The 12319-nt window shown below is 71.1% G+C and carries 9 protein-coding genes; 7 read left to right on the top strand and 2 right to left on the bottom strand.

Going from position 1 to position 12319, the window contains the following annotated elements; genetic code table 11:
- Nucleotides 1–99 precede the first annotated feature (99 nt).
- The 7 genes from OXG55_04995 (at nt 100) to OXG55_04965 (ending at nt 9444) form a co-directional block, all read left to right on the top strand.
- Nucleotides 100–1119: a polyprenyl synthetase family protein gene (locus tag OXG55_04995; protein MCY4102614.1), complete on the top strand. Its 1020-nt coding sequence runs from the start codon at nt 100–102 to the stop codon at nt 1117–1119.
- Nucleotides 1120–1201: 82 nt separating this feature from the next.
- A complete protein-coding gene (locus tag OXG55_04990) occupies nt 1202–2275 on the top strand; it encodes an IMP dehydrogenase (GenBank protein ID MCY4102613.1) in 1074 nt (357 codons plus the stop codon).
- Between the two features lie 84 nt (nt 2276–2359).
- The gene (locus OXG55_04985; GenBank protein ID MCY4102612.1) at nt 2360–3679 is read left to right on the top strand and encodes an amidohydrolase family protein; all 1320 of its coding nucleotides are present in this window, start codon (nt 2360–2362) and stop codon (nt 3677–3679) included.
- 298 nt (nt 3680–3977) lie between these two features.
- Nucleotides 3978–5303 (top strand): amidohydrolase family protein, encoded by a 1326-nt coding sequence (locus OXG55_04980; GenBank protein ID MCY4102611.1) that lies wholly within the window; start codon nt 3978–3980, stop codon nt 5301–5303.
- A 3-nt stretch (nt 5304–5306) separates the two neighbouring features.
- Complete coding sequence (locus OXG55_04975; GenBank protein MCY4102610.1) at nt 5307–6854, top strand: NAD(P)/FAD-dependent oxidoreductase; 1548 nt, start codon at nt 5307–5309, stop codon at nt 6852–6854.
- Nucleotides 6855–6947: 93 nt separating this feature from the next.
- Nucleotides 6948–7745, top strand: a complete 798-nt coding sequence (locus OXG55_04970) for a creatininase family protein (protein MCY4102609.1) — start codon at nt 6948–6950, stop codon at nt 7743–7745.
- Between the two features lie 127 nt (nt 7746–7872).
- A complete protein-coding gene (locus tag OXG55_04965; GenBank protein MCY4102608.1) occupies nt 7873–9444 on the top strand; it encodes a S1C family serine protease in 1572 nt (523 codons plus the stop codon).
- Nucleotides 9445–9574: 130 nt separating this feature from the next.
- Here OXG55_04965 and OXG55_04960 read toward each other — a convergent pair whose 3' ends face one another.
- Together OXG55_04960 and OXG55_04955 are read right to left on the bottom strand one after the other, a co-directional pair.
- Nucleotides 9575–11068, bottom strand: coding sequence for a Fic family protein (locus tag OXG55_04960; protein ID MCY4102607.1), 1494 nt, complete (start codon nt 11066–11068; stop codon nt 9575–9577).
- A gap of 214 nt (nt 11069–11282) precedes the next feature.
- A complete protein-coding gene (locus OXG55_04955; protein ID MCY4102606.1) occupies nt 11283–12314 on the bottom strand; it encodes an HNH endonuclease family protein in 1032 nt (343 codons plus the stop codon).
- Nucleotides 12315–12319: the final 5 nt, after the last annotated feature.

The raw sequence follows: 12319 nt of genomic DNA, 5'->3' as shown, positions 1-12319 counted from the left end.
CGCCGCGCCGCTTGCCTGACTACAACAACGCGGCTGCCGCGGGCATTCCAAGTGTACAGGTGAGGTCTCTCGCGGGGTATCCAGCCTTATCCTCGCAGCGTGACGGCGATCGACCCTGTCCTCGTGCTTCCCAGCCTGGGCAAGGATCTGGCGCGGGCGGAGCTGCATCTCCGAGCCGAGGTGCGCTCCGACCTGGATTTCCTGTCCACGGTGGCGCGCCACCTCATCGGCGCCGGCGGCAAGCGCATCCGGCCGGGCCTGGCGATCGCTTCGGCCGGGACAACCGATCCGCAGGGCCGCAGCTGTAGCGACGGTGTCATCGCCGGAGCGGTCGCGGTCGAGCTGGTGCACATGGGGTCGCTGTATCACGACGACGTGATCGACGGTGCCATCACGCGGCGCAACGTGGCGAGCGTCAACGCCACCTGGGGCAACGCCACGGCGATCCTGGTGGGAGATTTCCTGCTGGCCCGCGCCAGCCAGATCGCCGCCTCGCTCGGGACCGAGGTTGCCGAACTGCTGGCGGCCACGATCGGGAAGCTCTGCGAGGGGCAGATTCGCGAGTACCAGGACGCCTACAACTGCGACCGGACGGTGCAGGACTACGAGCTGTCGATCGGCGGCAAGACGGCGTCGCTGCTCGCAGCCTCGTGCCGGGTGGGGGCGATCGTGGCGGAGCTGCCGGCCCCGCTCACCGAGGCGCTCTCGGAATTCGGGCACAGCTACGGGATGGCGTTCCAGATCGTCGATGACATCCTCGACGTGATCTCCAGCGACGACGAGCTCGGCAAGCCGGCGGGCCACGACCTCCGCGAGGGGAACTACACGCTGCCGGTGCTGCTTGCCGTCCAATCTCCAGCAGGTCAGCAGCTGCGCTCGATCCTGGGGCCCGGCTTGAGCGCCGAGGGGAGCGCTCTGGCGCGCCGGATCATTCGCGCCGGGTCGGGAGTGCCGGAGGCGTTCGCCGCGGCCTCGGTGTGGGCGGACCGGGCGGCCGCGGCGCTGACCGAGCTCCCCGACACGCCCGCCGCCGGCGCGCTGCGGGCGGCCGCCGAGCACCTCTTGGCCCGCGTCGGCTCGCCGGACGTCTCGGACCGCACCGGTGCTGTGGCAGACTGAGGGCGTCCTCTCGCCGGTGCGATCGGGAGCGTGCCGGTCACGCCGCTGAATGTCTGCCGACCGTAGTCTCGGAGGTGCCCGCATGCCGCTGGACGATGTGCGTATCGGGCTCACCTATGACGACGTGCTGCTGGTGCCCCGCCGCTCACGGGTGCGCTCGCGGCGCCAGGTGAACCTCAACACCCGGCTGTCCCGGCACATCGACCTGCGCCTGCCCATCATCGCGGCGAACATGGACACCGTCTGCGAGTCGGAGATGGCGATCGCCTTGGCGCGCCTCGGCGGGATCGGGATCATCCACCGGTTCCTGCCCACGTACGCCCACGCCCTCGAGGTCGAGAAGGTCAAGGCGACGGGGGAGGATCTGCTGGTCGGGGTGGCCGTGGGCACCGACCACGACATGATGGAGCGAGCCAAGAGTTGCGTCGCCGCCGGCGCCGACGTGCTGGTGCTGGACATCGCCCACGGTCACGCCACCCACGCCATCGAGGGCGTCAAGCGGCTGAAGGAGACCTTCGCAGACGTCGACCTCGTGGCCGGCAACGTGGCCACGGCGGCCGGGGCCGCCGACCTGGCCGGCGCCGGCGCCGACGCCATCAAGGTGGGTGTCGGTCCGGGCGGTGTGTGCACGACACGTCTGGTCGCCGGGGTGGGGGTGCCGCAGCTGACCGCCCTGGGTGACGCGGTCGAGGGCGCCGGCGGCGTCCCGGTCATCGCCGACGGCGGAATCAGGACCTCCGGGGACATCGCCAAGGCCTTGGCCGCCGGTGCCGACACCGTGATGATCGGCAGCCTCTTCGCCGGCACCAAGGAGAGCCCCGGCGAGGTGGAGCACTCCGCGAAGGGCCTCGTCAAGCGAATCAGGGGGATGGCCTCGCGGGAGGCCGTGGAGAGTCGGGCCGAGCGGCACGGCGACGAACTGGACGACGAGTACTTCGAGCACCGCGCCCCGGAGGGCGTCGAGGGTCTCGTGCCCTACCAGGGCGAGGTCGCCAAGGTGCTGCACCAGTTGCTCGGGGGCGTGAAGAGCGCGATGAGCTACCTCGACGCCACCGATCTCGAGGAGTTCCGGCGCAATGCCGCCTTCGTGCGGGTGACCTCTGCGGGCCTCACCGAGAACCATCCCCACGCCGCCACGGGAGGCGGCACCTTCTGAGCACCCCGGGGACCGGCCGCTCTGCGGCTCCGGCCCTAGTCCGTCGCGGCGTCTCCACCGCGCCGGCGGTGCCATGATGGACCGATGAACGGCACGCAGAACCCTGGACGGCTCGTGCTGCGGGGCGGGCGCTGGCCCGGCGACCTGGCCATCGAGGCCGGTCGCATCGTGGCGGTCGGGGACGTGGCCCCCGAGGCGGGCGAGGTGGTGATCCGCTGCGACGGCGACATCATCACCGCGGGCTTCGTGAACACCCACCACCACCTCTACCAGTGGATGACGCGTGGTCGTGCCGACGGCTGCGATCTGTTCAGCTGGCTGGTGACGCTGTACCCCATCTGGGGGCAGTTGGATGCCGCCGACGTGGGGGCTGCTGCACGGGTGGGCCTGGCCGAGTTGGCCCTCAGCGGCGCCACCACGGTCTTCGACCACCACTACGTGGTCCCCCGCGGCGACGACTCCGTGTTCGACGCCATCGTGGAGGCTGCGGGAGAGGTGGGCGTGCGCCTGGCGCTGTCCCGCGGGTCCATGGACCTGGGTGAGAGCCACGGTGGGCTGCCGCCGGATCATCTTGTGGAGAACCGCGACGACATCGGGACCTCCACCGAACGCCTCGCGGCGCAGTACCACGACGGCGAGTGGATCTCGATCACCGTCGCCCCTTGCAGCCCCTTCTCGGTCAGCACCGAGTTGATGGTCGAGGCCGCCGAACTGGCCCGCCGCCTGGGACTGCGCCTGCACACCCACCTCGTCGAGACCCTGGAGGAGCAGCAGCACTGCCTTGCGCGTTTCGGGCGCCGGCCGGTGGAGGTGCTGGAGGGTTGGGGCTGGATGGGCGAGGACGTGTGGCTGGCGCACGGCATCCACCTCGACGACTCCGAGATCAGCCGCCTCGGCGCGGCGGGCGTGGGTGTGGCCCACTGCCCCTCCTCCAATGCCCGCCTGGCGGCCGGGATGTGCCCGGTCGTGGGGCTGCGCACCGCCGGATCGCCGGTGGGCCTCGGCGTGGACGGGGTGGCTTCCAACGAGGTGGGCGGCCTGTTCCCGGAATTGCGCCAGGCTCTCTACACGGCCCGCCAGCGCGAGGCGCGGGCCGATGCGCTCATGCCCCCCGACGTGCTGGAGATGGCCGCCGCCGGTGGGGCCGCCTGCCTGGGCCGCGGCGCCGAACTGGGACGGCTCGAGGTGGGCATGGCCGCCGACATCGCCGTGTGGCCGGCCGACGACCTGGCCGACATCGCCGACCCGGTCACGGCGCTGGTGCTGGGTCCCGACCGGCGGGTGCGGCACCTCTTCGTCGGGGGCCGGCACACGGTCGCCGACGGCGAACTTCTGGGCGTGGACCTGGCGGCGGCGCACCGGGAACTGGCCCGCCGAGCCGCCCGCCTGCACGACGCCGCCTGAGACTCGCGCCGCCCGCCCAAGGGCCGGCGCTGAGCGAACGAAACATATTGATATATCAGATAGTTCAGAGACTCGTTACACTCGGCACCTGGAGGCGCGCCTCCGAATAGGGAAGGGCCGAGACCAGTTATGAAGTCCTTCAACCGGCCTGGTCTCGGCCCTTCTCAACTTCGATCGTTCACGACCGACAACTGTCACGTTACTGCCAAGTACTCTCATGGCGCAACCTCCCGAGCGTCCGCTCGAGGGCTGCACCCTGATTCGGGCACGGCGCCGCCGAGCGCCGTACCATCGCCGCATGGAGTTGGTGGTGTGCGGTGCCGAACTGGTGTGGACGGGGCGCCGCGAGCTGGCCGGGGCGGAGGTGGTCTGCCAGGACGGCGTGGTCGCCGGTGTCGGGAGCGGTGCTGCGAGCCGGTCCTCGCCCGGCGATCCGGCGGGGCGCGAGACGCTCGACGCCTCCGGGTGCGTTGTCATCCCGGGTCTCGTCAACGCCCACCACCACCTGCTGCAGTCCGCCTTCCGCACGCTGGAGGGCACCCGGCACGTGCGCATGGACCGCTGGTTGGCCACGATGGGCGGCTACTACCGGCGCGCCGGCGTCGACCCGGATCTGGCCGCGGCCGCGGCCACGGTGGGCATCGCCGAGGGGCTGCTCGCCGGGGTCACGACGGTGGCCGATCATCACCTCACGTGGCCCGCCGATCGGGATCCCACCGAGTTGGCCGCAGCCACCATCGACGCCGCCGAGAGGTTGGGTTCCCGCCTCGTGTTCGTCCGGGGCACGGCGGGTGACGACCCCGAGGTGGCGGCGACCTCGGTCGAGGCGCTCGTCGATCGCTACGGTGCCGGCGAGCCCTACGGGATGCTGCAGATCGCCTGCGGCCCCGCGGGCGTGCACTCCGATGGCCCGGAGACGTTCGCCGCGCTGGCCGGCGTGGCGGCGCGGCACCGTCTCCGCCGCCGCACGCAGGCCAACGAGCAGGTGGACACCGAGCGCGCCGCGGCGCGCTGGGGGCGGCGCCCGCTCGACCTCCTTGACGAGTGGGGTTGGCTGGCCGACGACGTGACCGTGGCACACCTCTGCGAGATCACCGCGGCCGAGCGGGCTCGATTCGCCGCCTCCGGCGCCCGTGCCACGCACGCCCCCGGCTGCGACGTGCCGATGGGCTGGGGCGTGGCGGAGGTGGGATCCCTGCTGGACGCCGGCGTGGCGGTGGGTCTGGGCACCAGTGGTGGCGGAAGCAACGACGCCGGCCACCTGCTGGCCGACGCCCGCCTGGCTCTGCAGGTGGGGGGGTTGACCTCGCGGCCACCCACGGCACGGGAAATCCTCGCCATGGCCACCGCCGGATCGGCGGCCGGACTCGGCCGGCCCGAACTCGGCCATCTGGAGGAGGGCGCCGCCGCCGACCTGTGCTGCTTCGACGTGACCGGCGTGGCCGACGCCGGCGTCGGCGATCGGTTGGCGGGCCTGCTCTGGGCCAACCCGGGCCGGCGACCCCGTCATGTCGTCGTCGCGGGCAAAGTCGTGGTCCGGGACGGCGAACTGCAGACCGCCGAGGTGCCGCTGCTCGCCGAGCGACTCGGCAGCATGATGCGGCGGCGCCTGGAAGACTGCTGAGCAATGTCCCTCAACGGATCCGTCGATGTCACCGTGGTCGGCGGGGGTCACAACGGGCTCATTGCCGCCGCCTACATGGCCCGCTCGGGCCTGCGGACGCTGCTCTTGGAGGCCCGGTCCACTGTGGGCGGGTGCGCATCCACCGTGGAGGCGGTGGGCGCCCGGGTGAACATCTGCAACTGTGACCACGTCCTCGTACGGGCGATGCCCATCGCGGAGGAACTGGATCTCGCGAGCTTCGGCCTGCGCTACCTGGATGTCGACCCTGTCGGTGCGTACCGCTTCTGGGACGGGCACACGCCCTGGGTGACCTGGCATGACCTGGAGGCCACCCTCGAGGGGCTGCGTCGCATCTACCCGGATGAAGTCGACGGCTACCGCCGTTTCTTCCGGGCCGCCCGCCCGGTGGCCGAATTGCTCATCGAACTCGCCCAGCAGACGCCGGGTCGGTCCACCCTGGTCGACGTGCTGAGCCGGCACGCGGTCGCCGCGTCCCGGCTGTGGGCATGGTCGAAACGCTCGGCGCAGTCCCTGTTGGCCGACTTCTTCGGCCACGAAGCGCTGATGCTCCCGGTGCTGGCGACCGGCCCCGTCGTATGGGGCCTCGACGGCTCCACGCCTGGGACCGGGCTGGGGGTCATGGGCTGCGCGGTCCGCCACCTGGTGGCCATGGGGCGTCCGGTCGGTGGCAGCGGCGGACTCACCGATTCCGTCAACCGCTGCTTCGGTGCGGCGGGCGGGCAGGTCCGCTGCGGAGCGCCGGTGCGAAGCGTGCTCGTGACCGCCGACGCGGGCAGGCGCGCCCGGGTGGCGGGGGTGCGTCTGGCCGACGGCGAGGTGATCGAGTCTGCATCGGTGGTGGTCGCCTGCGACCCCGCGGCGGTGGCGCTGGAAGGCGCCGGACTCCCGGAGCGCTTCGAGCAGATCTGGGGACCGGCCGGCAAGGACGGCTACGAGTCGAAGGTGGACGCCACGCTGGCGAGGACCCCGGTCTACCGGGCGCCGGTCGACGGGCTCGACGCCGACGCGGCGCTGATACCCACGACCTTCGTCATGCCGGGCCTGGCCGGTCTGCGAGCGGCACTGAACTCATCGGCGGCGGGGCGTGTGGCGACGGATCCGGTGTTCCTCGCCAACGTCCCGTCGGTGCTCGACGCCGAAATGCGCCCGCCCGGGGGCGGAGAGGTGTTCAGCCTCGAGATTCTCTACACGCCGTACGAACTAGCCGGCGGCTGGAGTGACAGCGCCGAGCCCGAACGCTGGCTGGAGCGGTTCGGCGAGTGGGTGCAGCCGGGGTTCGTCGAGTCCATCCTCGACCGTCGGGTGATGACGCCGCTGAGCTACGAGCAGCAGTTCGGCATGCCGCGGGGCCACGCCGCGTCGTTCACGGGTTCGCCCCTGTCGGCGCTGCTCGGCCGTCCCCGGCACCTCACCCGCTACACCACGCCGATCCGCGGCCTGTTCTGCGCCGGCGCGGCCACCTTCCCCGGCGCGGGCGTCTGGGGCGCCTCGGGCCGCAACGTCGCCTCGGTCGTCACCCGGTCGCTGTGACGGGTGCGGGGATCCCACCCCGCAGACATCGAGTCGGCCTGGCAGGGGAGCCGACCGAGGGCAGCCCCGCGCGCTGCCGGTAGCGTGACCGCGATGGGCACCGGCACGGACCCGAGCGCGCCGCGTCGGCTGGAGAACCTCACCGCACCCGAGATCGCCGAGCGCATCGGTGCCGGCTCCGTGCTGGTGTGGCCGATCGGCGCCGTCGAGCAGCACGGGCCGCACCTTCCGCTGTCGGTCGACCATGTGGTCGCCGACGAGGCGGGGCGCGCCGCGGTCGCCCGCTGCGGTGAGGAGGCCGATGCCTGGTTGCTGCCGACGCTGTCCGTCTCCAAGTCCGACGAGCACGCCTGGTCGCCGGGCTCGTTGTGGCTGTCCGCCGAGACGCTGCTGGCGGTTGCCGCCGACGTGGGACGGTCGGTCGCGGCGACGCGAGCCGAGCGGCTCGTGTTCCTGAACGCCCACGGCGGCAACACGGCACTGCTGGCCGTGGCCTGCCGGGAACTGCGCCGTCGCTTCGGTCTCCGTACGTTCCTGGTGCATCCATTCGTGCCGCCCGACCACGGGGGGCGCCCCAGCTCTGCGAACGAGCTGGGAATGGGCATCCACGGCGGCCACGACGAGACCTCGGTGATGCTGCACCTGCACCCCGAACTCGTGCACATGGACCGCGCCGTCCGGCGGGTGCCCGAGGCGCTGGCCGACCAGACGCACGTGCGCTTCGGCGGCCTCGCGACGTTCGGCTGGCTGTCCGACGACTTCGGCCCCGACGGCCACATCGGCGACCCCACCGGCGCGACCGCCGAGGCGGGCAAGGACCTGTTCGAAGCAGCCGTCGGCCTCGTCGCTGACCAACTCGTCGAGATCAGCACCTTCGACTTCGGGCGCTGATCGCCGCAGGCGGGCCTTGCGGCCCCGAGTGCGGCTCGCGGCTGTCGCGGCGCGGCGGGCGCGTTCGGGGGGCTGTCACTGCGATGTGCGATGATCTGTCCCGGAGCATCGACCGCTGGAGCCCGCGATGAGGAAGGCCACGAGACGGGTCACCAGCCGGCGACTCGTCGCCGCCGTGCTGCTGGTCTGCCTGCTGGGCGCTGTGCTGGTGGCCGTCGGCCTGGGCTCCGCCGACGCTCAGACCGTCAGCGACAGCGCGGACGCGGCCTCGAGCGTGCGCATCGCGGCCCGCAAGCTCGACAACGGGAACATCGAGTTCGGACTCCAGGTGGCCGGCGGCGAAATCTGGCTGCCGCCGGCCCGGTTCTTCGCCTACGCCACCGTCGACGTCGGCCGCTGGCTCCGGGCCTCGCCGTACGGCATGAGCGACGGCAACGACGTGCGTGTCAGGGCCCGCAAACTCGCCAACGGCAAGGTGGAGTTCGCCCTGCAGGTCGGTGCCGACCGGCAGTGGCTGCCCGCTGCGCGCAACTTCCCGTACGACACCGCCACCGTCGGCCGCTGGCTGTACGCATCCACCTACACCGTCGGCGACTCGACGACACCGCTCGATGCCGCCTCACCACCGGCAACCGGCACGACCGCACCGCCGGACGCCTCGTCCTGCACGTTCGAACGCACCATGTCGCAGATCCTCCCGTCGGTGTTCCAGGTCGTCGTGACGACGAGGAGCGGCACCGGTGCCGGCACGGCCTTCTACGTCGGCGACGACGAGTTCCTGACCGCCGCGCACGTGGTCGCGGGCGCCCGGACGATCCGTCTGCAGAACCACGAACGGACCTTCCAGCAGGTGCAGGTCGCGGGAGTCGACACGCCCAGCGACCTGGCGATCCTGCGTGCCGACGGCGCCGGCGTCCCGGCCATGCGCTTCGGCGACGTGTCGTTGCTCGGGCGCGGTGCCACTGTCGCCGTCGTCGGCTATCCGCTGTTCGAGACCGACGGCGCAGCGTCGATCGTCAGCGGCCTCCTGTCCGCGAAGTGGCGCGACAACGACCACGAGCACATCACGTACCTGCAGACCGACGCGGCCGCGAATCCCGGCAACAGCGGCGGCCCGCTCATCAGCACCTGCGGCGAGGTGATCGGCCTTGTCTCGTGGAAGGTGGCGAGGGTCGACGTGGAGGGAGTGGTCTTCGCCGTCACGGAGGCCACGGTTCAAGAGGTCATGCCCCGTGCCCGCCGTCAAGGTCTCCGGGCGGCGACTCCCGCAGAGCTTGGGGCCTGGCGACTCGACGCAGGGGCCGGCCGGAGTGAGCCGCATCTGATCAACGCCTCCGAGCACTACGAGTACGAGGACGCTTCGGGGGCCGAGGCTCCGCCTGCTCTGGTGATCACCTGTCGCGCCGGTGAGTTGGCGGTCTTCGTGTGGTGGGACTCCTTCCTCGCCGCGAACCTCCGCACCGGTGAGATCGCCGCCGCGTACCGGTTCGACGACGGAGGCTGGGTCAGCGAAGGCTGGTACGGGTCCGTCTCGTTCGCAGCGGCGTTCGCGCGCTCGCCGCGGTCGTTCGTGGGATCGGCCCTTCGCGCCGACGAGTTGACGATCCGGGTCGAGAACTTCGACGGCGAGTCCGTCGGAGGCGCCGTGTTCCAACTCGCCGGACTCGAAGCCGGACTGCGAGGGGTCCCCTGCTACTGACGAGTCCCCCGATCGGTCGAGTGACTCCGCTCGGCGGCGGCCGTGGTGTCGGCGAAGGCCCTCGCCGGGAGTCGCTGCCCGAGGTCGCCCGCCGGTCGAGTTGCCACGGGCCGGTGAGTACGGAGAGGTCCTATTCGCCGCGGCGCCACTGGTCGAGACCCTTGACGAGGGCGCGCTCCAGCCAGGGGCCGAACCGCCGTTCTGCCTCGTCGAGGTCTTCCTTGTAGTTGATCTGGAAGAGGTCTTCGGAGACAGTCGGCAGTTCGACCACCTGCCGGGCGGCTTCCTCGCCGCCGGAGGCCTGACGGCGGTAGAAGCACATCGAGGCGCCGACCACGCCTCGGAAGTCCCGTCCGACGGTGTGGAACGAGAGCAGGATGTCCGAATGCCCGGACTCGGTCTTGAATGTGAGCCGCGCCCAGGCGTGGTAGTCGCGAAGGTTCGCGAAATAATCGAGTTGTCGAGCTGTGTCGACGACCTGGTGGCGAAACCAGGTGCGCCGCTCGGGATCCTCGTCCCGTCCGTCGATCACGAAGAAGTCACGGTCGGCTGCCTCCCGGCCGATTCGAGACGCGAGCCCGTCGCAGACATCTTCGAACTTGGCGATTGCGATCTCGTGGAGGTGGCCGGCGGTCTCCTTGGCCTGTGCCGTCTCAGCCCTGAGTCCCCGGTCGCGGGAGTCGAATGATTCTCCGATGGCGTCGATCATCTGTTCGAGACGGGCCTCCTCTCGTTCAACCTCGCCCAGGATGCTCAGGGCGGCCCGGCAGGCCCGCTTCTGAATGGTTCCGACGAGTTCGGTGAGCGGGCCGATGTCGCCGGTGTCGGCGGCTTCGAGGGTGTTGATGTAGCTGCTTCGCTCCTTGGCGCGGACAACCAGCGGGAACCAGCCGGCGCGGAGCAGGACAAGGGACGCGATCGCGCGGGCCACGCGGCCGTTGCCGTCCTGGAACGGGTGTATCTGGATGAACCGGTGGTGCAGCCACGCCGCCGCGAGGTCGGGCGGCACCTCCAGGACGATGTGCTCGTTGTGGATCTTGATCAGCCGATCCATCTCGGCAGCGACGTGTTCGGGGGGGCAGTACTCGTGCGTCGCCCCGTCGGAGCGGGTCGGGTTGTTGGGTCGCTTCTTGTATTCGCCGTGGCGCAGCTCGATCCTGGTGGCGCGCCCGAACATGTCGACACCGTCGGCGGGCGTCTGCTTGCGGGTCATCAGGTGGTGGAGTTCCTTGGTGAACGAGGTGGTGAGGGGCCGCTTCTGGCGGACGATCTCGAACAACCACTCGACCGCCTCCTGGTGGTCGCGAATGATCCCGGCGATGAGTTCGGGGGAGCCTCCGTTGCTGTCGTCGTGGGCGATGAACGACGCGTCGATGCCCTGTTCGATGAGCAGGCGCGTCGTTCCCTCGTCCAGGGTGTAGATGCGCTCGATGATGCCGGTCTCGATCGCCCACTCCCGGTTGAGACGGTCGTTGAACTCCTCCACCTGGCGTTCGTCGAGTTCCCCACGTGCCTCGGCCCACACCGCCATGAGGGCCGGGAGTTCGCCGCTTACTCTCGCGAGGTCGTCGTCGCTGAGGTCGGTGATCGGCGACCACATGTGGTGAACCGGCTGCTCGGCCATGCTCTGACGCTACCTCCGGCGCTAGTCGGGTCGGTTCATGGGGGGTGGCGCTTCGCCCCGCACGGCGAGTTCCTGACCAGGAGAGTGCTGAGTGGTCCGTCGGCGGGGGCAAGCGGGCCGCTGCGCACTGGATTCGGGCTTCGGGGAATGCAGAGGTGGTCATCGAGTGCGTTGCGCAGCCGGCTCTTGAAGACCCGTCCGCTGGGATGTCGGGTCAGCTCGTACAGCCCCTGCCGTCGCCGTCGCGGTCCAGCCGGTAGGGATCTTCGCCGGGCACCAGGACCGTGACGGGCCTCTGCTCGCGGGTCAGGTCGCCGCAGTTCAGGGCGTCGCCGGGGAGGTTCGGCAGGCACGGCTCGTAGTCCGGGTGGCAGCCGGGCAGCGCCGTGGTGGTCGTCGTCGCTCTCGGGGCGGCCGCGGTCTTGGGGGCCACCGGGTCGATGCCGCCCGCCGCGCCCGCCTCCAGGTCGCAGCCGGCGAGTCCTCGTTCGGTCGCCGCGAAATCCGCGGGAGTGATCGAGAGCTGCCAGCGGATCTTCACCGTGGCGTACTGCACCAGGTATTCGCAGCGTGCGCCCGCGGCGCTGGGGCTGTAGTCGGCGGGCCCGCGGGCGGACTTGGAGCGGTTCTCGCCGGCGGCGATGGCGTTGAGGTTGCCGAGGTCGTTGCTGAACCGGTCCAACAGCTCGTCGGCCCACGCCCAGGCGCCCGAGACCCAGGCGTCGGCGAGAGCCACGACGTGGTCCACGTCGAGGTCGCGGGGATTCGTGTAGGTGCGGTCGGTGTAAGGATCGAACCACTGCCCGGAGGCCACCGAGCAGCCCGACGGTGCCATGGAGAACCTCGCGGCCTCGGATTGCAGCACCTCGTGGCGCGTGTTCACGCAGTCGCCGTCGCGGTCCAGCCAGCCGGCGAAATGGTCGCGGTCGTAGTCAGGGATCGCCGCAGCGGGCTCGGCCACCAGCGGCCGCAGCTGCGCGATGAGCTCGTTGACGCCGCCCGGATCCGACGAGACGCCGGCGGCGCTCGTAGCGGCGGCAGGAGGCGGCGTTGCGGCCGCGGCCGGCGGGGCTGTGTTCTGCGCCGCCGCGGGGGCGGGCTGCGGAGGGGTCGCGTCGTCGGCCTCGGTTGTGGGTGTGTCGGAGACGCCGGCGGCAACGGCCGCTGGTTCGGTGCCCGCGCGCGGTCCTGCGAACACGACCGCGGCCACAACGATTGCCACGAACGCCACTGCCAGAAGCAGCACGACGC

It is taken from the genome of bacterium (assembly GCA_026708055.1).
Lineage (GTDB): Bacteria > Actinomycetota > Acidimicrobiia > Acidimicrobiales > CATQHL01 > VXNF01.
The sequence above is the reverse complement of the archived record's forward strand: the minus strand, read 5'-3'. Positions and strand labels throughout refer to the sequence as shown.